The 20,350-nt window shown below is 71.1% G+C and carries 20 protein-coding genes; 6 read left to right on the forward strand and 14 right to left on the reverse strand.

Annotation, left to right across the window (positions count from 1 at the left end; translation table 11 throughout):
• Window positions 1-73 precede the first annotated feature (73 nt).
• Window positions 74-1,102, forward strand: a complete 1,029-nt coding sequence (locus tag ACIRU3_RS15395) for an alpha/beta fold hydrolase (protein ID WP_404056323.1) — start codon at window positions 74-76, stop codon at window positions 1,100-1,102.
• On the opposite strand, the gene ACIRU3_RS15400 is transcribed toward ACIRU3_RS15395, so the two are convergent.
• The 4 genes from ACIRU3_RS15400 to ACIRU3_RS15415 all read right to left on the reverse strand — a co-directional run bounded on the left by ACIRU3_RS15400 (window position 1,092) and on the right by ACIRU3_RS15415 (window position 3,158).
• A complete protein-coding gene (locus ACIRU3_RS15400) occupies window positions 1,092-1,421 on the reverse strand; it encodes a hypothetical protein (protein WP_404056325.1) in 330 nt (109 codons plus the stop codon). The two genes, ACIRU3_RS15395 and ACIRU3_RS15400, sit on opposite strands and share 11 nt — an antisense overlap.
• Window positions 1,422-1,451: 30 nt before the next feature.
• A complete protein-coding gene (locus ACIRU3_RS15405; RefSeq protein WP_404056327.1) occupies window positions 1,452-1,688 on the reverse strand; it encodes a hypothetical protein in 237 nt (78 codons plus the stop codon).
• Window positions 1,689-1,724: 36 nt separating this feature from the next.
• Window positions 1,725-2,516: a helix-turn-helix domain-containing protein gene (locus ACIRU3_RS15410; protein WP_404056329.1), complete on the reverse strand. Its 792-nt coding sequence runs from the start codon at window positions 2,514-2,516 to the stop codon at window positions 1,725-1,727.
• A gap of 225 nt (window positions 2,517-2,741) precedes the next feature.
• Window positions 2,742-3,158 (reverse strand): ATP-binding protein, encoded by a 417-nt coding sequence (locus ACIRU3_RS15415; RefSeq protein ID WP_404056909.1) that lies wholly within the window; start codon window positions 3,156-3,158, stop codon window positions 2,742-2,744.
• A 104-nt stretch (window positions 3,159-3,262) separates the two neighbouring features.
• Between ACIRU3_RS15415 and ACIRU3_RS15420 the strand changes: the two genes are divergently transcribed.
• Together ACIRU3_RS15420 and ACIRU3_RS15425 are read left to right on the forward strand one after the other, a co-directional pair.
• Entirely contained in the window at window positions 3,263-4,075 is an 813-nt protein-coding gene (locus ACIRU3_RS15420; protein WP_404056331.1) for a Scr1 family TA system antitoxin-like transcriptional regulator, read from the forward strand.
• The gene (locus ACIRU3_RS15425) at window positions 4,072-4,269 is read left to right on the forward strand and encodes a DUF397 domain-containing protein (protein ID WP_404056333.1); all 198 of its coding nucleotides are present in this window, start codon (window positions 4,072-4,074) and stop codon (window positions 4,267-4,269) included. Before ACIRU3_RS15420 ends, ACIRU3_RS15425 begins: the two co-directional genes overlap by 4 nt.
• Here the strand turns inward: ACIRU3_RS15425 and ACIRU3_RS15430 are convergent.
• Window positions 4,257-7,199, reverse strand: coding sequence for a tetratricopeptide repeat protein (locus tag ACIRU3_RS15430; RefSeq protein ID WP_404056335.1), 2,943 nt, complete (start codon window positions 7,197-7,199; stop codon window positions 4,257-4,259). The two genes, ACIRU3_RS15425 and ACIRU3_RS15430, sit on opposite strands and share 13 nt — an antisense overlap.
• An 87-nt stretch (window positions 7,200-7,286) precedes the next feature.
• Between ACIRU3_RS15430 and ACIRU3_RS15435 the strand changes: the two genes are divergently transcribed.
• Window positions 7,287-7,826: a DUF2165 domain-containing protein gene (locus ACIRU3_RS15435; protein WP_404056337.1), complete on the forward strand. Its 540-nt coding sequence runs from the start codon at window positions 7,287-7,289 to the stop codon at window positions 7,824-7,826.
• Here ACIRU3_RS15435 and ACIRU3_RS15440 read toward each other — a convergent pair.
• The 3 genes from ACIRU3_RS15440 to ACIRU3_RS15450 all read right to left on the reverse strand — a co-directional run bounded on the left by ACIRU3_RS15440 (window position 7,819) and on the right by ACIRU3_RS15450 (window position 11,939).
• On the reverse strand, window positions 7,819-8,382 hold the full coding sequence (locus ACIRU3_RS15440; protein WP_404056339.1) for a hypothetical protein: 564 nt from the start codon (window positions 8,380-8,382) through the stop codon (window positions 7,819-7,821). The genes ACIRU3_RS15435 and ACIRU3_RS15440 overlap by 8 nt on opposite strands.
• Window positions 8,383-8,451: 69 nt before the next feature.
• Window positions 8,452-11,037, reverse strand: coding sequence for a bifunctional FO biosynthesis protein CofGH (locus ACIRU3_RS15445; protein WP_404056341.1), 2,586 nt, complete (start codon window positions 11,035-11,037; stop codon window positions 8,452-8,454).
• A 41-nt stretch (window positions 11,038-11,078) separates the two neighbouring features.
• The gene (locus ACIRU3_RS15450; RefSeq protein ID WP_404056343.1) at window positions 11,079-11,939 is read right to left on the reverse strand and encodes a TIGR03619 family F420-dependent LLM class oxidoreductase; all 861 of its coding nucleotides are present in this window, start codon (window positions 11,937-11,939) and stop codon (window positions 11,079-11,081) included.
• A 195-nt stretch (window positions 11,940-12,134) separates the two neighbouring features.
• Here ACIRU3_RS15450 and ACIRU3_RS15455 point away from each other — a divergent pair, with 195 nt between their 5' ends.
• Window positions 12,135-13,646: a CehA/McbA family metallohydrolase gene (locus tag ACIRU3_RS15455; protein WP_404056345.1), complete on the forward strand. Its 1,512-nt coding sequence runs from the start codon at window positions 12,135-12,137 to the stop codon at window positions 13,644-13,646.
• Window positions 13,647-13,678: 32 nt separating this feature from the next.
• On the opposite strand, the gene ACIRU3_RS15460 is transcribed toward ACIRU3_RS15455, so the two are convergent.
• The 4 genes from ACIRU3_RS15460 to ACIRU3_RS15475 are packed head-to-tail and all read right to left on the reverse strand — an operon-like array spanning window position 13,679 to window position 16,585.
• The gene (locus tag ACIRU3_RS15460; RefSeq protein WP_404056347.1) at window positions 13,679-14,083 is read right to left on the reverse strand and encodes a hypothetical protein; all 405 of its coding nucleotides are present in this window, start codon (window positions 14,081-14,083) and stop codon (window positions 13,679-13,681) included.
• Window positions 14,084-14,115: 32 nt separating this feature from the next.
• Window positions 14,116-14,610 carry a protease inhibitor I42 family protein gene (locus ACIRU3_RS15465; protein WP_404056349.1) on the reverse strand — a complete coding sequence of 165 codons (495 nt, stop codon included), beginning with the start codon at window positions 14,608-14,610 and terminating at the stop codon, window positions 14,116-14,118.
• A 12-nt stretch (window positions 14,611-14,622) separates the two neighbouring features.
• Window positions 14,623-16,200 (reverse strand): peptidoglycan-binding protein, encoded by a 1,578-nt coding sequence (locus ACIRU3_RS15470; RefSeq protein ID WP_404056351.1) that lies wholly within the window; start codon window positions 16,198-16,200, stop codon window positions 14,623-14,625.
• 10 nt (window positions 16,201-16,210) lie between these two features.
• Window positions 16,211-16,585, reverse strand: a complete 375-nt coding sequence (locus ACIRU3_RS15475; protein ID WP_404056353.1) for a hypothetical protein — start codon at window positions 16,583-16,585, stop codon at window positions 16,211-16,213.
• Window positions 16,586-16,744: 159 nt separating this feature from the next.
• Between ACIRU3_RS15475 and ACIRU3_RS15480 the strand changes: the two genes are divergently transcribed.
• The gene (locus ACIRU3_RS15480; RefSeq protein ID WP_404056355.1) at window positions 16,745-17,140 is read left to right on the forward strand and encodes a nitroreductase/quinone reductase family protein; all 396 of its coding nucleotides are present in this window, start codon (window positions 16,745-16,747) and stop codon (window positions 17,138-17,140) included.
• An 11-nt stretch (window positions 17,141-17,151) separates the two neighbouring features.
• On the opposite strand, the gene ACIRU3_RS15485 is transcribed toward ACIRU3_RS15480, so the two are convergent.
• Window positions 17,152-18,609, reverse strand: a complete 1,458-nt coding sequence (locus tag ACIRU3_RS15485) for an aldehyde dehydrogenase family protein (protein ID WP_404056357.1) — start codon at window positions 18,607-18,609, stop codon at window positions 17,152-17,154.
• The gene (locus ACIRU3_RS15490; protein ID WP_404056359.1) at window positions 18,606-20,336 is read right to left on the reverse strand and encodes an amidohydrolase family protein; all 1,731 of its coding nucleotides are present in this window, start codon (window positions 20,334-20,336) and stop codon (window positions 18,606-18,608) included. Before ACIRU3_RS15490 ends, ACIRU3_RS15485 begins: the two co-directional genes overlap by 4 nt.
• Between the last annotated feature and the right edge of the window lie 14 nt (window positions 20,337-20,350).

Here is a 20,350-nt window from a genome sequence, read left to right on the forward strand (position 1 = left end):
TTGACTCCGCCCACCAACTGTATATACCGTAAACACAACTGCTGACGACATAAACAGTTTAGGGGGAACACTCATGCTGCTCACCTACCGGGCCCTCAAGCGCGCCTCGCTCGCGAAGAAGCTGCGCATCACCGCGCCGAACGGCATCGACGAGGGGTCGTACGTCCGGATCGGCGGTATCGACCAGTGGCTCTCCATCCGCGGCGACGACCTCTCGAACCCGGTGATCCTGGAGCTCCACGGCGGCCCCGGTGCCTCCAACCTGGTCTTCACACCGCGCACCCGCGCCTGGGAAGAGCACTTCACGATCGTCCGCTGGGACATGCGGGGCGCGGGCAGGACGTTCGCGGCGGGCGGCCCGGCCGGCCAGGGCGAGATGACGCTCGACCGCCTCCACCGGGATGCCCTGGAGGTGACGGCCCACGTCCGCGCCCGCCTCGAAGTCGCCAAGGTGCTCCTGGTCGCCAACAGCTTCGGCACGGTCACCGGCCTCCGCCTGGCGCGCAGCCACCCCGAGCTGTACTCGGCGTACGTCGGCACGGACCAGAACATCATCGGCGGCGGCCGCGACACCTCGTCGTACGAGGGGCTGCTGGCACGGCTGGAGAAGGCGGGCAAGAGGAAGGAGCTGGCGGCGATCCGCGAGATGGGCCCGGACCGGACGGCCTGGACGGCTCACCAGTGGTCGGAGTACGCGAAGATCGTGACGACCACCGACCCGCTGACCTACGACACCATGAAGACGGTGGTGATCCGCTCCCTCTGGTTCTCCCCGCTCCACAACCTGCGCGGGCTGCGCAGCTACCTGCAGGCCATGAACTTCTCGGAGCAACTGGGCCCGCAGTCGATGCCGGTCGACGAGGTCGCCGAGGGCACGTCCTTCGACCTCCCCTTCTTCCTCTTCCAGGGCGACAGCGACGTCCTGACCCCGCCGGGGCCCGCGCACCGCTTCTACGAGGAAGTCACGGCCCCGGTGAAGGACTTCGCCCTGATCCGGGGCGCCAGCCACTTCGCGTCGTTCCGCCACCCCGACCAGTTTCTGGACCTGATGCTGAGCAAGGTGCGGCCGGTGGTGACCGGGGAGACACGAGTCAGCCGGTGAGCCGTCCGACGCCGCACAGCCCGGCCTCCGCCTCGGCCGCCTCGCGAATCACGTGGATCTCCACGATGGCAGCTGCCGGATCCTGTTCGCCCGCATCGACAATGTGCTCAAGCTCGCGCAGGCGGACCGCGCGTTCCGGGTGCCGTTCGATGGCCACGAACACGGCCCAGGAGTGTACGAAGGCACACAGAGGGGCGAGGCTCCGGGTCTGCTGGACGTTGGTCGTGGCGTCGACGAGGTGTTGCGTGAGCTCGGGAATCCGGCTGGGAGCAATGCGCGCGACCGCTGCGCGCAGCGCGTCCGGCGTCAGCTCCTGCACAGGGATCACGGACCGTACGGGCGGGCGCCGTCAGACTTGGGGCAGGAAGCCGTGGTCCCGCAGCTCCTTAAGGGCGGCGGCGATCCCGAACTCGCTCTCCCGGAGCGACCCGGCCAGTGCCTGGACGCTGGTGGGGGCACCGTCGGGCAACCTCCGGAGATGGACCCCGACGCCAATCGCCATCAGGGACAACTCCGTGTGCAGAGCCAGGTCTTCATGCCCCGCAAAGATGCGAGCCTTGGGCGTGGGCCTGTACGTGTAGGTCACCGGGAAGTCTCCCTCTCCTGAAGGGGCAGTGGCTGGTCAAGCCGCTGTTTCGGACCGTGCCCGACAGCCGCGGCAATGGCCGGGGCGAGCCGACCGGAACGCCCGGTCGCAGCCGTCGCAGGTCTGGAGTGGCTCCGGGCGAGTGGGTGCGGGGGTGTCACGCGGGACAGTGGCCGGGGTCGGCAGACGAGGAGGCAGTAGGGCGGTGAGGCGATGGGCCAAGAAGGCCGCCGGGTGCTTGATCGACTCCTGGGGCAGGCCCGTGGTGAGCGTGCGCGCGACGGCTGTGGGCAGCACACCTCGCTCCAGCCACTTCGAAACGACCGGTTCCAGGCGGTGTACGTCCCGCTCGCTGAGGACCAGGCGGGAGTCGTACGCCCGGAGCCCGGCGAGCAGTTCGGCGGCCTTGCGGGGCGGCGCGGGAGCCTTCGGCGGGGCGGTGGCCGGCTCGGGGGCTCGTGCGGCTTCAGCCACCGCGAGACGCGGCCTGTTGTAAGAGATCGACCGGGTCACCACTTGGCCCGACGGAAGCCGCTCCTTCGGGCGTGCGTAGAACCCGTACTTCTCCAGCTCGCGCAGGGCGGAGGCGATCCTGATCTCCCCCTCGGGCAACGCCTCCGCCAGCGCCTTGATGCCGACCGGGGCACCCTCGGGCAGCGACTGGATGTAGCCTCCGATGCCTTTCGCCATCGTGGACAACTCCGGGTGCTGGAGCAGTTCATTGCTGATCACGGTGAAGTTGCCGTCGAGGCGTTCCTTCACATGGGTGACGCCGCTGGAATGCCGGGTCCTCGGGCGCGCGGGCGCGTTACGCTGCTCGTCAGTCACTGGGAAGCTCCTACTTCCTCGGTGATCAGGCCCTCGCACTGGGATGCCAGTCCCGGCGAGGGCCGATGCATGTCTGGGGTTGCTTTCGCCGACGTTGCACCACAACTGTCCCGCCGCGCCAGTTGCGTTGGGCATATTCACTCCGGCGGGTGATCGACGGGGGCGGTGGGGATGGGGTTGGTACTTTCCCCGGTTCTTTGGTCTTTGGCGTCGGGAGCCACCGGGTCACGCGCCGCCGCGTCCCGGTGCCAGTTCGGCCCAGACCGTCTTCGCGTCGGCGGGTGCCTCGTCAACGCCCCAGCGGTGCGCGCAGGCCGCCACGATCAGCAATCCCCGGCCGGTCTCCGCTGCCCCGTCCACCGGGTCGGGGATACGCGGGATCCGGTCGCCCCGGGCGTCGGTCACCTCGATGCGGAGCGTGCCGTCGTCGTGCAGCTTCAGGCCGAGCCGGAAGTCCCGTCCTCTGACCCGTCCGTGGAGTACGGCGTTGGCGGCCAGCTCCGCCACCACCAGCGCCGCCTCCTCGAACGGCACGCCCCACTCTCCCAGTTGACGCTCCGTGAGGAGGCGGGCGAGACGGGCACCTCTGCGGGTTGCCGACAGCTGGATACGGAGGTGGTTTTTCTGATTCACGTCACCCAGCGTGGCCGCCCCTCCCTACTCTGAACAGCGACGACCACGGTACGCAGCGTGACTGTCCGGGTGGCTGGTGCAGCCGTACTGCTCGTACGCCGGGAGGGGCAAGGGTGGAGGACGAGGAGGCCGAGGCCGTTCTCAAGACGGTCGGACGGCAGATCAAGACATGGCGGGAGTCGGCCGGGATGCGGCAGGCCGAGCTGGGGGCCGCGATCGGGTACGGCGAGGAGATGGTCTCGTCGGTGGAGCGGGGGCGCCGGCTTCCCAAGCCCGACTTCCTCGAGAAGGCTGATGAAGTTCTGGGTGCGGGTGGGAAGTTGTCCGTGATGAAGGAGGACGTGGAGAAGGCGCGGTATCCGAAAAGCGTTCGGGATCTGACCAAGCTGGAGGACGAGGCCGTTGAGATGGGGGCTTACGTCAGCTCTCACATCCATGGCCTGCTGCAGACAGCCGAATACGCCCAAGCGGTCTACACGCTGCGGCGCCCGGCATACACGGAGGACGAGATCGAACGGCTCGTCGCAGCGCGCTTGGCACGGAAGTCCGTCTTCGGCAGGGTGCCGCGCCCACTGATCACGTTCGTTCAGGAAGAGGTGACCCTACGAAGGCCGGTCGGAGGCAGAGAGGTTCTGCGACGTCAGCTGGAACACCTCTTGGAAGTCGGCCGGTTGCCACACGTGGAAATCCAGGTGATGCCTACGGACCGGCAGGATCACGCCGGGCTGAGCGGACCCATCCGGCTGCTGAAGTTCCGGAACGGAAAGACCCTGGGACACTTGGAAGTGCAGTTGCACAGCCGAGTGATCAGTGACCCCCGGGAAGTACAGATCCTCGATATGCGCTATGGAATGATCCGAGCACAGGCTCTCTCGCCCCGGGAGTCGATGGCGTTCATCGAGAAAGTGCTGGGAGACGAAGCATGACCACCTCCAGGCTGACGTGGTTCAAGAGCAGCTACAGCAGCGCTGACGGTCCCGACTGCGTCGAAATAGCCATAACCCCCGCAGCCGTCCACATCCGCGACTCCAAAGACAAGGACGGCGCCCGACTCGCCGTCGGTGAAGCCACCTGGACGGAGTTCCTGGCCTTCGCCGCGCCCTCCGGTCAGTCCTCGTAGCGCGCCCGCAGCGCGTCCCGGGCCGTTGTCACCCTCGCCAGCCTGGGGGTGAGCCTGGAGCGGTCGGCACCGGGGCTGTGCAGGAGGGTGTCGAGGCCGGTGGCCAGGGTTGCCAGGTCGGGCCACTCGTGCGGTACGGCGAGCGCGCGGTGGAGCCGGTTGTCCAGTTCGAGCCAGGCCTGGAGACCCGCGCTGATCAGGACCTCGACGAGGTCGTGCGGGGTGTGGGGAAAGACGCCCGGGTGCCGGGCCAGCCCCGCGCAGCTCGTCCAGTGAAGGCGCGCGGCGGCCATACCCTCTCGTCTGCTCACCTCCAGCGCCTGGCTCAGGGCCATGCCCAGACGCATGTCCGGTCGGATCTGGGGCAGCTGCTGACGGGCCCATTCCGGATCGCCCCCCAGGGTGACGTACCGCTCCAGGTCCGACCGCGCCTGTTCCAGCCGGCCGACGGCGAGCTCGGCCTGGATGCTGTTCCCCAGGGCCCAGGCACCCTCGGGGTCCAGTTGCACCGCACGGCGGGCATCGGCGAGCGCCTGGTCGTACGTGCCCCGACGGCGGTGGGCGCGGGAGCGGTGCACCAACGCCCAGGCATAGTCCGGCGTCAGGCTCAGCGCGCGGTCGAGGTCTGCCAGCGCGTCCGCGTCACGGCCGCGCATGCCGTGCAGGGCGCCCCGACTGGCGTATACGGAGGCGTAGTCGGGTTTCAGGTCGATGGCCTTGCGGTAGTCGGCGAGGGCCTCCTCATCGCGGCCGACGGCCCACAGTGCGTCACCCCGCTCGCACAGTACCCAAGGGGAGTCCGGATCCAGCTCCTTGGCCCGGAGAAGGTCGGCCAGCCGGAGGTCCTGTTCGCCACGCGCTCGCCGTACGCGAGCCCGCATGACCAGAGCCCATACGAAGTCCGGATCGATCTCCAGCGCCCGGTTCAGGTCAGACAGAGCAAGGTCCTGGCGTCCTTGCGCGCGGTGGGCGACTCCCCGCCCGGCCCAGGCGACGCGCAGGGTCGGGTCGAGCTCGACCGCACGGTCCAGATCTCGCAAGGCCGCTTCATAGCGCCCACGCATCCGGTGGCAGTCGCCGCGGCGAGCCAGAGTCACGGCGTTGTCGGGATCCAGGTCGACGGCCCGGTCAAGGTCCTCGGTGGCCGCGTCGAAGTCTCGCAGTGCGGCCAGAGCAGCGCCTCGGCCCGAGTAGGCGTGGGGCAGCCCTGTGTCGAGGGCGAGCGCTCGGTCGTACTCGGCCACTGCGCGCACGTGCTCGTCACCGGCCCGGAAGGCATGACCGCGAAGAGAGTGCGCCACGGCCCTGGACCTGGTGTCGAGGGGAGCACGGTCGAGCAGCAGATCCAGCGCGTCGGGGGCGGTCGAGTCCTCAAGGGCGCGCAACAAGTCCCCGCCCCACCGGGACACCGCTTCCGCCTGGGTGTCCGCTCCGGCTTCCACCAGCATCCGCGCCCAGCGACGAACCTCGTCCTCACCCCGCGCACAGGCCCGCACCACGGTCCCGAGCACGGACGCCAGCGCGGCCCGCTCCCCCGTGCACAGCCGGTGATAGGCCTCCGCCAGCCGCAGTTCCCGCCATGCCTCGTCGGCCCAGGGGTCGGCGAGACCGTCCTGCCGTTCGCGGCGCCAGTGGCCGAAAGTCTCTGCCAGCCGCCCGTGCCGCCGCGCCCACCCCCTCGGCGACCGCCTCCGCTGCAGCCGCAGCATCGGCGCCCGTACGACGTCGTGGTACTGCACCCGCTCGCCCCGGTCGCTGACGAAGGGCATGCCCCGCAGCCAGTCGTACAGGGCGTCGGCCTCTGCCTCCGGGCAGTCCGCCGCCGCGCGGAACACATCGGCATCCAGACGCCGGGGCAGCGCGCAGGCCAGGGCCACGGACCGGCGTACCGGGTCCGGCTCCCACCTCAGGAACCTCTCCACGGCCGTCGCGCTCGGGTCGCCCACGTCGTCCGGGTCGGCGGGGCGGGCCTCGGCGAGGGTGGAGACCAGGACAGGGAGGCCGCCGGTCAGGCGGAGCACCTCCGCCACCACCGGTTCCGCCAGCACGCCCCGGTCCGCCAGCAGGCCCCGCGCCTCCACCTCCGTGAACGGGCGGAGCGGCAGATCGGTCATGAAGTCGGCGAAGCCGCCCCAGCGGGCAGTGTCGAAGGGGCCCTGGCCGGCGGTGACGACGAGGACGTTGGCGGGCAGGGCGCCGTACCGGTCGGTGGTCATCAGCTCGTGCAGCCAGCCGTCGAGGATGGGGCCGGTGCGCTCGTACGTGTCGAAGAAGAAGGCCAGCCAGGGGACCGACGCCGTCAAGGCCGCCAGTTCGTCCAGCAGCTTCGGGGTCAGGACCCGCTCGGGGGACAGCACCAGCTGTACGTCCTCCTGGTTGCGGAAGCGTGCGCTGAGCCGGGCCTTCAAACGAGCGGTGGCGTCCGCCAGTTGGGCTACGTCCATCGCTCCGACGAGGGCGCCGGCGCCGGGGACGAGGGCGCCCACGCCCGCCATGCCCAGCCGGACGGCGGTCGTGGTCAGCGGGGAGGGGCCCTCGGGCGCCGGCTCCAGGGTCGCCGCCTCGGCCTCCGCCTCGTGCCGCCGCTCCCGGTGGGCGGCCAGTGTCTCCTCCAGCTTCTTCAAGCGGTGGCCCTGCTGGGCGAGTTGGCGGCAGATCGCCGCCAACGTCTCCGGCACGCTCCCCACGCCCTCGTCGACGTACGCGGTGAGCGCGCCCCGCTCCCGGGCGATCTGCTCCAGCTCCCGGACCAGGAACGTCTTTCCGACACCGGCGTTGCCGTGGATGTGGAAGAGGAAACGGTGACGTTCGTCCTCCGGGCAGAGGTCGAAGTTCTCCCGGAACGCGGCCCGTTCCTCGCCCCGACCCACGAAACCCGCCCGCCTGCGCCGTCCGATCAGCTCCTGCATCGACGGCCGTGCCTGCGCCATCCGTACGCCCCTCCCCCGAAGCCGGCTTGGTCATTCTGGCGCAATGCCGAGGGGAAAAGGCGGCCCTCGACAGGGGAGAATCCAGCCATGACCACCACCCCCACCACCGCCACCACCGCGACCGGCCGCACCTCCGGTAACGCGGTCGCTCTGGCCGCCGGTGTGCTCACCGGCATACTCGCCCTCTACATCGCCCTGGTCGCCCTCGGGAACATCACCGACTTCGGGACCAACCAGCAGTTCGTCCGGCATGTGCTGGCGATGGACACGACGTTCAAGGACGACGACCTGATGTGGCGGGCGATCACCAGCACCGCGCTTCAGGACACGGCCTATGTCGCGATCATCGTGTGGGAGACGGTGGCGGCCCTGGTGCTGATCTGGGGGACGTATCTCTGGGCGCGGCGCAGGGACGACCTGGCGCGCCGCCTCTCCACCTACGGCCTGCTGATGCTACTGCTGCTCTTCGGCGCCGGGTTCATCGCCATCGGCGGGGAGTGGTTCGCCATGTGGCAGTCGAAGACCTGGAACGGCCTGGACGCGGCGACCCGGGTGTTCCTGCTCAGCGGGGTGGCGTTGATCGTCAACCAGCTGCCGGGACAGCGCGCGCAGGACGCGGCTAGCTGACGACCGTGACCTTGGTCCCCTGATCACCGAACGCCCACAGTGCGGCTCCGTCCTCCTTGTGGAGGCGGATGCCGCCCAGCTTCTGGCCGTTCGCCGGTGGCGGCGAGGCGCCGTCCAGGGCGTTGGAGAAGGCTATGTTCACGCCGGAGGCCTTGGTGAAGTACATCACGTGCTCGATCTGAACGCCGTCCGAGCCCTTGAGGGACTGGATGCGCAGGGTGACCGAGTAGCGACCGGGCTGCGGGCCGACCGTGCCCGGCCACACCGCGAACGTACGGCTCGCCGTGCCGGTCGCGTCCACCAGCCACACGCGCTTCTCGCCGAGCGAGTAGACGATTCGGCGGCCGGTGCCGGACTCCCTCGGGAGCGTGTGCGGCGCCGGCGCCTTCGGCTCGGCGGACGCGTGTGCGCCCGCCGACGCCGAGGGGCTGGGCCCGGCCGTCGCGGCCGTGGGGTGCGGCGCGTGGTTCGCCTGTACCGCGAGGGCGACGACGACCGCGGTCGCCCCCGCCGTCAGACCGGAGACCCAGGCCCACGAGGGCAGTCGGGCAGCCACGGGTACGCATCTCCTCCGCTACGGGTCCCCTCTCAGCACGAGGGTCGGATCATCGTACTCAGTCCGGGTTCAGTCGAGGACCGGCAGGAGGGCGGGCAGGTGCCCGTCCGAGGCCTCCGCGGCCCGCCGGCGTTCCTGGGGCACCTCGCCGTAGAGCGTGGTGCGGGGCTTTGCCGGCCGGCCGGCCGCCTCGGCCACGGCCACCAGGTCGCGGATCGACTTGTAGGAGCCGTAGGAAGAGCCCGCCATGCGGGAGATCGTCTCCTCCATCAATGTGCCGCCGAGGTCGTTCGCCCCGGAGCGGAGCATCTCCGCCGCCCCCTCGGCGCCCAGTTTGACCCAACTTGTCTGGATATTGGGGATCCAGGGGTGCAGCAGCAGCCTCGCCATCGCCGTCACCGCGCGGTTGTCCCTCGTGGAAGGGCCGGGCCGGGCGATGCCCGCCAGGTACACCGGTGCGTTGGTGTGGATGAAGGGGAGCGTGACGAACTCCGTGAAGCCGCCCGTCCGCTGCTGGATCCCGGCCAGTGTGCGCAGATGGCCGAGCCAGTGCCGGGGCTGGTCGACATGGCCGTACATCATCGTGGAGGAGGAACGGATGCCCAGCTCGTGGGCGGCCGTGATCACCTCGATCCAGGTCGCCGTGGGCAGCTTGCCCTTGGTCAGCACCCAGCGGACCTCGTCGTCCAGGATCTCCGCCGCCGTACCGGGGACGGAGCCGAGGCCCGCTTCCTTGGCGGCGGAAAGCCACTCACGGACGGACATGCCGGTGCGGGTGGCGCCGTTCACGACCTCCATCGGGGAGAAGGCGTGCACATGCATACCGGGGACGCGCTCCTTCACCGCCTTCGCGATGTCGAAGTACGCCGTCCCGGGCAGGTCGGGGTGGATGCCGCCCTGCATGCACACCTCGACCGCGCCCACCTCCCACGCCTGCTGGGCCCGGTCGGCGACCTGCTCCAGGGAGAGCGTGTACGCGTCCGCGTCCGTGCGGCGCTGGGCGAAGGCGCAGAAGCGGCAGCCCGTGTAACAGACGTTGGTGAAGTTGATGTTGCGGGTGACGATGTACGTCACGTCGTCGCCCACCGCCGACCTGCGCACGTCGTCGGCCACCCGGCACAGCGCGTCCAGGGCCGGGCCGTCCGCGTGGAACAGGGCCAGGGCCTCGGCGTCCGAAAGCCGCGTGGGGTCGTCGGCCGCCGTGCGCAGGGCCTGGCGGACGTCCGTGTCGATGCGCTCCGGCACCATGCCCGGGGCTGCCGCCTCGCGCAGCGCCTCCCAGTCGCCGTAGACCTCGTCGAAGTCGGCGCGCCGGTCGGCCGTTCGGCCCTCGGTGTCGATCGACGCGTTCAGGTCCGTGCGGCCGCTCGCCACGAACGCCTCCTCCGGCTCCTGCCAGGGGTGCCCCTCGACCACCGCGTCCGGACGCGCCAGGCCGGTGTCCGGGTCCGCCAGCGCGGCCACGTGCGGACGCAGGCGCGGATCCAGCCAGGGTTCTCCGCGCCGGACGAACTCCGGGTAGACGCAGAGGCGTTCGCGCAGTTCGAAGCCGGCGGCCCGGGAACGCTCGGTGAGCTGCTCGATCTGCGGCCAGGGGCGTTCGGGGTTGACGTGGTCGATGGTGAGCGGGGAGACCCCGCCCCAGTCGTCGATGCCGGCGCCGATGAGCCGCTCGTACTCGTCGTCCACCAGGTTCGGCGGGGCCTGGAGACAGGCTGAGGGGCCCATGATGTGCCGGGCCACCGCCACCGTGGCGACCAGCTCGTCCAGTTCGGCGTCCGGCATGCCGCGCATCGCCGTGTCCGGCTTGGCGCGGAAGTTCTGGATGATCAGCTCCTGGATGCCGTGGTAGGCCCGGGAGACCTTGCGGAGGGCGAAGAGGGACTCCGCGCGCTCCTCGTGGGTCTCACCGATACCGATCAGCAGGCCGGAGGTGAAGGGCACCGAGGAGCGGCCCGCGTCCTGAAGCACCCGCAGCCGTACGGCCGGTTCCTTGTCCGGGGAGCCGTGGTGCGGGCCGCCGGGCTCGGACCAGAGCCGGGTGGCCGTCGTCTCCAGCATCATGCCCATGGAGGGGGCCACGGGCTTCAGACGCTGGAAGTCCGTCCAGGTCATGACGCCCGGGTTGAGGTGGGGCAGCAGGCCGGTCTCCTCCAGGATGCGGATGGAGACGGCACGGACGTAGGCGATGGTGTCGTCGTAACCGTGCGCGTCCAGCCACTCGCGCGCTTCCGGCCACCGGTCCTCGGGCTTGTCGCCCAGGGTGATCAGGGCTTCCTTGCAGCCGAGTGCGGCGCCCTTGCGGGCGACGTCGAGCACCTCGTCGGGGGACATGAACATCCCGTGGCCCGCCCGGCGCAGCTTGCCGGGGACGGTGACGAAGGTGCAGTAGTGGCACTTGTCCCGGCACAGCCGGGTGAGGGGGATGAAGACGCTCTTCGAGTAGGTGATGACACCGGGCCTGCCCGCCGCCTGAAGGCCCGCGTCGCGCACCCGGGCGGCGGACGCGGCGAGGTCGGTCAGAGCCTCGCCGCGGGCCTGGAGGAGCACCGCCGCCTCAAAGACGTCGAGGGCGACGCCGTCACGAGCACGTTTGAGGGCGCGACGCATGGAGTTCTCGGTCGGGCCGGTTCCGGAGGTCGCGGAAGTCGTCATCCTCTGAGCATACGTTCGGGCTGATCAGCGCAGCGGGCTGGCTACGCGGCTCCGCCGCCGAGGAAACCGGCGTACTCGTCCAGCACCCGCAGCACCTCCGGCTCGCCCGCCGACGGCAGTTGGACGACCGTCTCCTCGATGCCCAGCTCGGCGTAGTGGGCGAGTTTGCCGGGGGTCGGGTGGACGGCGTACGGGACCACCTGGAGGGCGGCCGGGTCGCGGCCGGCGTCCGCCCAGACGGATCGCAGCACGGGCAGCGACTCGGTGAGCCCGCGTCCGCCGATCGGCAGCCAGCCGTCGGTGTACTCGGCGATGTGCGCGAACAGCTTGGGGCCCGCCGCCCCGCCGACGAGGGTGCGGGGGCCGACGACCGGTCCGCGCGGCTTCTGCACCGGCTTGGGGAAGGCGAAGCTGGGCCGCACGCCGCCGAACTCCCCCTCGTACCCCATGGGTTCCTCGGACCACAGCGCCCGCATCAGGCCCATCCGGTCCCGCACCAGCTCCCGGCGGCCGCGCCATTCGACACCGTGGTCGGCGGCCTCCTCGACGTTCCACCCGAAGCCCAGGCCGAGGGTGAAGCGGCCGCCGCAGAGATGGTCCAGCGTGGCGATCTGCTTGGCCAGGTCGATCGGGTCGTGCTGGGCGACCAGCGTGATCCCGGTACCGAGCGCCAGCCGCCGGGTGACGGCCGCGGCCTGGCCGAGGGCGACGAAGGGGTCGAAGGTGCGGCCGTACTCGCGCGGCAGATCACCGCCGGCCGGGTACGGGGTGGTCCGCTCCACCGGGATGTGGGTGTGCTCGGGCAGGTACAGCCCGGCGAAGCCGCGCTGCTCCAGTTCGCGGGCGAGCCGCGTGGGGGTGACCGTCTCGTCGGTGAGGAAGATCGTCACGGCGATGCGCATGGGTCATCTGTACCGGGATCGGGCCGAGAAGTCGATACCGACCGGTCGGCACCGGCGACGGCGGGCGTCGCCGGACGCGCCCCTTCCCACCGGTCGTCCGACAGGGGCCGGTCCATATGCGCCCCCCTGGGCTCGATACCCGCCGATTTCCTTCCCTTCCTTGCATGTTCACGCCCATGGGGAACGCTCACCGGCATGTGTGATGACGACGCAAGGCTCGGAAGACGTTCACTGATCGTGACGGGCACCGCGGCCGCGCTTACGTTGGGAAGCGTGACCTTCGCGAGAGGGGCGGACAACATGCACCAGGCCGAGACCCGTACGGTGCGCGGCACGCTGCCGACCGGCTCGCCCGACTTCGTGTACGTGCCCGTCGAAGTACCCGAGGGCACCAAGGAGATCAAGGTCGCCTACACCTACGACCGCCCGGCCGTCCCCGCCGGTACCGCCGGCAACGCCCTGGACATCGGCCTCTTCGACGAACGGGGGACCGAACTGGGCGGGAAGGGCTTCCGCGGATGGTCCGGCGGTGCCCGGACGGAGTTCTTCGTCCGCTCCGACGACGCCACGCCCGGCTACCTCCCCGGGACGATCAACCCGGGCACCTGGCAGATCGCCCTCGGCCCCTACACCGTCGCCCCGCAGGGGCTGTCGTACGAGCTCACGATCACCCTCACCTACGGCGAGCAGGCCGACACCCCCGAGCCCGGGTACCCGCCGCAGCGGGCCAAGGGCCGCGGCCGATCCTGGTACCGCGGTGACTGCCATCTGCACTCCTGGCACTCCGACGGCCGCCGCACCCCCGCCGAGATCGGCGCGCTCGCCCGCGCCGCCGGCCTGGACTTCATCAACAGCTCCGACCACAACACGCACACCTCGCACGCCCACTGGGCGGACGTCGCGGGCGAGGACCTGCTGGTGATGCTGGGCGAGGAGATCACCACCCGCAACGGTCATGTCGTGGCGCTCGGCACGGACCCGGGTACCTTCGTCGACTGGCGCTACCGCGCCCGCGACAACCGCTTCGGCCGGTTCGCCCGCCAGATCCGCAGGTCCGGCGGCCTGGTCGTGCCCGCCCACCCGCACGCCACCTGCGTCGGCTGCAACTGGAAGTTCGGCTTCGGCGAGGCCGACGCCATCGAGGTGTGGAACGGTCCCTACACCCCCGACGACGAGGTGGCGCTGGCCGACTGGGACAGCATGCTGGTGGCGTCCGTGCGCGAGGGCCGGGCCTGGATCCCGGCGATGGGCAACAGCGACGCGCACCGTGACCCCGACCCGGTCGGCTCGCCGCAGACCGTGGTGTTCGCCGACGACCTGACCCGGGAGGCGATCCAGGAGGGCATCAAGGCGGGGCGCTCGTACATCGCCGAGTCCAAGAACGTCTCGCTGGCCTTCGGCGCGTCCGGCGGGCGGGGCGAACACGCGGGCATCGGCGGGCGGTTGGCGGTACCGCTCGACACCCCGGTGACGGTCCGCCTGGAGGTGTCCGGCGCCCCGCGCTGCACGGTCCGCTTCGTCACCGACCAGGGCGTGCTGCTCACCAGCGCCCCGCTTCCGGTGGCCGGCTCGGGGGTGGTGGAGTGGCGCACGACCCCGGCGTACGCGGCATACGTCCGGGCCGAACTGCGGCACGAGACGGCGGCGGGACCGCTTCCGGGGGCGCTGGCGGCGCTCACCAACCCGATCTTCCTCGGGCGCCGCTGACGGCGACCGTCCCCGGGGTGTGAGGTGCCCGCCTACCGGCGACCGTCGCGGCGGACCGCCTCGCGGCGGCTGTCCCGGCGCATGCCGACGATCTCGGCGACCGCGTCCAGCCAGTGGGCGACGCGGTCCTCGCCCTCCGGTGGGGTGACCGTCGCCGCGGTCTCCAGCCAGTCGCGCAGTACCGCTGCCGCCTCCCGGGACGGCAGCGGTTCGGCCAGCCCGGCCGCGTACGCCAGGCCGCCCGCCCGCACGACCTTGGCGACGAAGGCCACCGAACGCGGCACCACCCCCATCCGGTCCAGGGTGACGGCGGCGGCGACGGCGCCGTCCCCGAACAGGGCGGTGCGGAAGGCGTCCTGGGTGAGGCCGTAGCGGAGCAGCACGGACACGTCGGTGGTGGCGAGGACCTCGTCGTCGGTACGGGGTACGGAGGGCATGGCGAGCGCTTCCGGTTCTCGGATGGGGCGGGTCAGCGGACCGTGATCGTGTAGACGAAGAACGCGGGCAGGTCGTCCGGTGTGCCGGTGGCGGTCGGGAACGGGCTCATCGTGGTCGTGCCGGGGGCAGTCGGGTTCGGGAACGGAGCCGCCGACTCGGTGCCGCTGTGGCAGCCGGCCATGGGGCAGTGCAGAAGCTTCACCGTGGCCTTGCCGGGCCCCCGTGCCGTGAAGTCGAAGAACTGGGTGCCGTCGCCGCCGCCGGTGAGATCGCCGCCGCCCTCCTCCTCTTCCCGCTTGCCCCGGTACTTCAGGATGTCCGCGTCCGGCCGGGGCTCGGCCAGGTACCAGTTCTGCCCGAGCGCGGGATTCGCCGGCACCTTCAGGGTGAACTCGCCGCCCGCGTCGACCGTGATGCCCGCGCGCTGCTCGGTGCCGTACTCGTCGGCTCCCCCCGAAGCACCGCAGCCGGACAGGACGAGGACTCCGGCCGCCGTGGTGGCCAGGGAGGTCAGTACGGTGCGCATGTTCACGGTTGCTCAGCCCTGCTGGATGTAGACGGTGTCGACGTTGCCCTTGTGCGCGGCCGAGTAGCGGTCGTCCGCGGCCGCGCTGAGGTCTCCCTTGATGAAGTCCTCCTCGCTGACCCAGGTGGTGACGCCCCAGGGGTTGTAGATCTGGAGCTTGTCGCCCTCCTGGCCGATGATCATCATGCTGTGGCCGTGCCGGTCGTTGTTCTCGTCGTACCGCTCGATGTTGATGGGTACGGGCTTGCCCTCGGCGACGGACTTCTCGATGTCGGGCAGAACGTTGCGCCGGTCGTCCTCACCGCCCATGTTCTGGGTCTCGTAATGATCGCCGGTGTGCGGGCTGAGTTCCTTGTCGGAGATCTCCTCCTGCCCGTCCTTGTCCATGCCGGACGGGTGCTCGTCCCACCACCAGCCGGAGTTGTCGCCGTCGCCCTCTTCGTGCAGGCGGAGCTGTTCGTCGGTCAGGCGCTCGCGGAAGTGCTCCGGGTCGTCGTCCGTGCCGTCGGGGCCGCCGGTCAGTTCGAGGGCGTACACGGGATCCACGATGGCACGCGCGGTGACCGTGGAGGAGGGCACGCAGGTCTCACCGTCCTGGTCCCACAGCTTGCCCTTGAAGGCCTGCTTCTCCTGGCCCGTGACCGACGAGTCGTTGCCCGTCGTCACCGGCGCCAGGTGCTGCTGCAGCCACACCGCGTCCTTGCCGTGGATCTTCTTCGCGAACGCGTCGACCTCGCCGACGGAGTTGCCCGCGGCGAGGGCCTTCATCAGGTACGCCTTCTCCTGCGGCGTCTTCGCATCCGCCAGGAGGTGCTCCATCCGGGCCCGGTCCGCCGGTGACAGCTTCTCCATGGCGCGCCCGGACCGCTCCAGGTCGTTCGCCGTGAGGATCTCGTTCAGCTCGCGATCGCCGCCCGCATTGCTGGTGTCGGCCAGCATCAGCCGGTCGACCGCGGACAGGTCGTCGGTGTTCAGCTTGCCGGCGCGGGCTTCGGCGGCCCACTTGTTCAGCTCGCGGGCGGCATGGCGCGCGGCGTCGTCGGCGGTGACGGCGGCGTCGTGGAGCAGCTTCACGCCGGAGGAGGCCACGGAGCGGGCCTTCAGCCGCTCCGACTCCTCGCCGTCGTCCTCCACCCAGTCGTCGAAGAAGCCGTCCTTGCCGCCCAGCATGCCGCGTGCCTCGCGCAGTTTGACGCGGCCGTCGCCGTCGTCCTTCTGCGCGACCTTGAGCCAGTCGGCCAGATTCAGCAGGGCGTTGCCGCCGCCCCGGAGCGCCTCGGACATCTGCACGGCGGCCCGTGAGGCGCCGGAGATCGCGTCGGAGGCGAGGACGCTGGTGTCGCCGACCCACACGTCCGGCAGGCCCTTGCGGGCCACCTTGTCGACCCGCTCGGAGACGCCGAGGGCGTTGTCGGCCTGACCCCGGTAGCGCTTGCCGAGCGTCTCCAGGGTGGCCGGTTCGCCCACCGGGGCGGAGACGGCGAGCGCGGAGTCGATCGCGTCGATCAGGTCGTTCTTGCTGCCGGCCGAGGCGATGTCGTCGCACAGCCCGGCCAGCCGCTTGCGGCGGTCGGTGGTGGATTCCGTCATCGGGCGGTCCTCAGTAGCTCGACAGAGCCGAGGGACGCTCGGCGTACGCGGGCATGGTGCTGACACCGGTGTCGTTCACGCGGACGTTCGCGGCCTGTGTCCGGACGAGGCCGTCGCTGCCGCCGTAGGCACCCTTGGACGCGCGGACCTTGGTCCCCAGCTCGTGCAGCGCGTCCCTGAGCGTCTCGGCCTCCGCCTCCCAGGCCGCCGCGTAGGCGTCGAACGCCGGCCCGGAGTCGGACCCGCCCAGCACGTCCTGCGCGTAGCAGGCCGTGGGACTGATCGCCTGCGCGATCTTCCCGGCGTCGTCGCCCGCGCCGTCCAGTTCCTTCGCCTGCCCGGACATGCCGGACTTGACCTGATAGCCGTCCGAAGACGTGCCCATCACGTTCCCCCGTTGCACTCGGCCTTGATCGCGGGGGAGGCTAACACGCCACAGCCGCACGCCCATCCACAAGGCGCGGGCCCGCACAGAGCCGCCACATCGCATACGGAGGCCCGCGGCCGGGCGCCGCTCGTGGAGGAGAACAGGAGAGTCCGAGACATGTCCCGCAAGACCGGCCTCAAGCACCGGATCGTGACCCGCTTCCAGCGCCACCTGGCCAATCCGCTCAACCGGCGTCTGCCGTTCCAGACCCTCCTGGAGACCACCGGCCGCAAGTCCGGGCTGCCCCGGCCGACGCCGGTGGGCGGGCGCCGGGTCGGGGACTCCTTCTGGATCGTCTCCGAGTTCGGGTTCAAGTCCCAGTACGTCCGCAACATCCAGGCCGACCCGAAGGTCCGCGTCCGCATCGGCGGCCGCTGGCACCACGGCACCGCCCACCTCATGCCCGAGGACGACGCCGTGGCCCGCCTGCGCGCCCTGCCCCGGTTCAACAGCGCGGCGGTGCGGGCCTTCGGCAACGCCCTGCTGACGGTGCGGGTGGACCTGACGGACTGAGCCGGGTCACCTCACCCGGGCCACACGATCGCCTGCACCTCGCTGTACGCGTGCAGGGCGTAGGAGCCCACGTCCCGGCCGACCCCGCTCTTCTTGAAGCCGCCGAAGGGGGCCTCCATGTTGCGGCCGACCGTGTTGACGCCCACCCCTCCGGCCCGCAGCCGCCGGGCCACGCGGAAGGCGCGGGCCACGTCCCCCGACCAGACGTAGTCGATGAGGCCGTAGTCCGAGTCGTTGGCCAGGGCCACCCCCTCGTCCTCCTCGTCGAAGGGGATCACCGTCACCACCGGTCCGAAGATCTCCTCCCGGGCCACCCGCATGTCGTTCGCGCAGCCGGCCAGGAGGGTGGGGGCGACATAGAAACCCCGTTCCAGGGGCGGGCGTTCACCGCCCGCGACCACTGTCGCGCCTTCCTTGCGGCCCAGTTCGACGTACGACTCCACGCGCGCCCGGTGCTCGGCGGAGATGACCGGGCCCACGACCGTGTCCGCCTCCCGCGGATCACCCACCTTCAACCGGCCCGCGTACATGGCCAGTTGCTCGACCAGGCGGTCGTACACGCCCCGCTGGGCCAGCACCCGGGTCGGCGCGGTGCAGATCTGCCCGCTGTAGAAGGAGAACGTCGTACCGATCCCGGACACGGCCGACGCGAGGTCGGCATCGTCGAAGACGACGGCCGCCCCCTTCCCGCCCAGCTCCATCAACTGGCGTTTCATGTCCCGTCCGCACACCTCGGCGATACGCCGGCCGACGGCCGTGGAACCGGTGAAGCTCACCATGTCGACGTCGTCCGACTCGGCCGACGCCTCGCCCACGGCCACCGAGCGGCCCGAGACGACGTTCACGACCCCGGGCGGCACCCCGGCCGCCTCCAGGGCCTCCGCCATCCGGTACACGGAGAGCGGATCCTGCGGGGCGGGCTTGACCACCACGGTGTTGCCCATGGCCAGGGCGGGCGCGACCTTGCCGGCCGGGTTCGCCCAGGGGTTGTTGTACGAGGTGATGCAGGTGACGACCCCGACGGGCTGGCGCACCGCCAGCGCGCCCATCACCCCCGCCTTCCCCATCGGCCCGGCCTCGTTGATCTGCGGCGCGACGGCCCACTCGGCGGGCTCCACGGTGGCGTAGCGGCGGAAGCGGGCGGCGGCCACCCCGACCTGCATCGCCCGGGCCGTCCCGGCTGTCGCCCCGGTCTCGGCCCGCGCCAGTTCGGCGTACGGGACGAGCCGGTCGCGGATGATCTCCGCGGCCCGCCCGAGCACCGCGGCCCGCTCCTCGGGCCTGGTCCGCGACCAGGGCCCGAACGCCTCCCGGGCCGCCGCACAAGCCGCCCGCACCTGCTCCGGCGAGGCCTCCGGTGCCAGGCCGACGGTCTCCTCGGTGGCCGGGTCGGTCACCGGGTAGTGACCTGCGTCCGGTTCGACCCACTCCCCGCCGACGAACAGCCGCTGTCCCTGTCGCTCGGTCACCTGGTGCTCACCGTCCCGGTGTCCCGCCCGGAGCGCAGCACCCTGCCCGGTACCGCCCCGCTCACCACGTCGTCCCGGATCGCCGCGATCCCGTTGACCCACACGGCCCGCACCCCGAGCGCCCTGGAGTCCAGCCGCGGACTGTCACCCGGCAGGTCGTGCACCAGGGTGGCCTGGCCCGCGCCGATCCGCTCCGGATCGAAGAGGACCAGGTCCGCATGCCAGCCCTCCCGGATCCGGCCGCGCTCGCGCAGCCCGAAGAGCCGCGCCGGGTCGTCGGTCAGCATCTTCACCGCCTGCTCCAGACCGACCAGCTTCCGGCCGCGCAGACAGTCCCCGAGGAACCGGGTGGTGTACGGCGCCCCGCACATCCGGTCCAGGTGCGCACCCGCGTCGGAGCCGCCGAGCAGCACGTCCTCGTGCTGCCAGGTCTCGGCTCGCAGGGACCAGGACGCGGGGTCGTTGTCGGTGGGCATCGGCCACAGGACCGTACGCAGCTCGTCGTTGGCGCAGATCTCCACCAGGCAGCCGAACGGGTCCTGGCCGCGCTCGGCGGCGATGTCCCGGACCACCCGTCCGGTGAGCCCGCGGTTGGCCTCGCTGTAGGTGTCCCCGATGACGTACCGCCCGAAGTTCGCGAGCCGCCGGAAGACACCCGCCTCCTTGGACTCGGCCCGCCGCAGCATCTCCTTCCTGACCTCCGGGTCGCGGAGCCGCGCGATCCGCTCGGGGACGGGCAGTCCGAGGACCGGCCCCCACCCCGGGATGAGGTTCAGGGCGCAGAAGGTGCCCAGGGACATGTTCATCGGGGTGAGGATCGGCATGGTCAGCGCCACCACGCGCCCGCCCGCCTTCCGCGCCCGCTCGCTCGCGCTCAGCTGCCGGGGCACCCGCTCGGGAACGGCCGCGTCGACGGTCAGGACGTTCCAGTTCAGCGGCCGTCCCGCTGTCGCGCTCATCTCCACGAAGAGATCGATCTCGGCATCGCTGAACTGGTCCAGGCAGCCCGCGACGATCGCCTCGATCTGGGTACCCTCGTGCTCGCCGACGGCCCGGGACAGGGCCAGCAGTTCCTCGGGCCGGGCATGCCGGGAGGCCACGGGCTGCCCGTCACCGTCGGAGTGCGTACTGGACTGGGTGGTGGACAGCCCCCAGGCCCCCGCGTCCATGGCCTCGTGCAGCAGCCGGACCATCTCCCCGAGCTGCTCCTCGCCGGGCTGCCCGCCGACGGCCTCCGGCCCCATCACATGGCGCCGGAGCGCGCAGTGCCCGACCATGAACCCCGCGTTGACCGCAATCCGCCCCTCCAGGGCGTCCAGGTACTCGCCGAAGGAGTGCCAGTTCCACGGCGCGCCCTCCTCCAGCGCGACCAGGGACATGCCCTCGACCCTGGACATCATGCGGCGCGTGTAGTCGGCGTCCTCGGGGCGGGCCGGGTTGAGCGGCGCGAGCGTGAACCCGCAGTTCCCGGCGGCCACGGTCGTCACACCGTGGTTCAGGGAGGGTGTGGCGTACGGGTCCCAGAACAGCTGGGCGTCGTAGTGGGTGTGGGGGTCGACGAAGCCGGGGGCGAGGACGAGGCCGTGCGCGTCCTCGCTGGTACGGGCTTCGCCGGTGATCCTGCCGACGGCGGCGATCCGGCCTCCGCGTATGCCGACGTCGGCGACGAAGGCGGGCGCACCGGTGCCGTCCACGACGGTGACGCCCTTGATGAGGTGATCGAGCACAGGGGCTCCTTTCC

The sequence above is a fragment of the Streptomyces sp. NPDC101151 genome, from assembly GCF_044768335.1.
Classification (GTDB): Bacteria; Actinomycetota; Actinomycetes; order Streptomycetales; family Streptomycetaceae; genus Streptomyces.

Coding starts and splice junctions, on each gene's coding strand:
- ACIRU3_RS15395 (WP_404056323.1), top strand. CDS start 74: ATGCTGCTCACCTACCGGGCCCTCAAGCGCGCCTCGCTCGCGAAGAAG.
- ACIRU3_RS15425 (WP_404056333.1), top strand. CDS start 4,072: ATGACCACCTCCAGGCTGACGTGGTTCAAGAGCAGCTACAGCAGCGCT.
- ACIRU3_RS15430 (WP_404056335.1), bottom strand. CDS start 7,199: ATGGCGCAGGCACGGCCGTCGATGCAGGAGCTGATCGGACGGCGCAGG.
- ACIRU3_RS15435 (WP_404056337.1), top strand. CDS start 7,287: ATGACCACCACCCCCACCACCGCCACCACCGCGACCGGCCGCACCTCC.
- ACIRU3_RS15445 (WP_404056341.1), bottom strand. CDS start 11,037: ATGACGACTTCCGCGACCTCCGGAACCGGCCCGACCGAGAACTCCATG.
- ACIRU3_RS15450 (WP_404056343.1), bottom strand. CDS start 11,939: ATGCGCATCGCCGTGACGATCTTCCTCACCGACGAGACGGTCACCCCC.
- ACIRU3_RS15455 (WP_404056345.1), top strand. CDS start 12,135: ATGTGTGATGACGACGCAAGGCTCGGAAGACGTTCACTGATCGTGACG.
- ACIRU3_RS15460 (WP_404056347.1), bottom strand. CDS start 14,083: ATGCCCTCCGTACCCCGTACCGACGACGAGGTCCTCGCCACCACCGAC.
- ACIRU3_RS15465 (WP_404056349.1), bottom strand. CDS start 14,610: ATGCGCACCGTACTGACCTCCCTGGCCACCACGGCGGCCGGAGTCCTC.
- ACIRU3_RS15470 (WP_404056351.1), bottom strand. CDS start 16,200: ATGACGGAATCCACCACCGACCGCCGCAAGCGGCTGGCCGGGCTGTGC.
- ACIRU3_RS15475 (WP_404056353.1), bottom strand. CDS start 16,585: ATGGGCACGTCTTCGGACGGCTATCAGGTCAAGTCCGGCATGTCCGGG.
- ACIRU3_RS15480 (WP_404056355.1), top strand. CDS start 16,745: ATGTCCCGCAAGACCGGCCTCAAGCACCGGATCGTGACCCGCTTCCAG.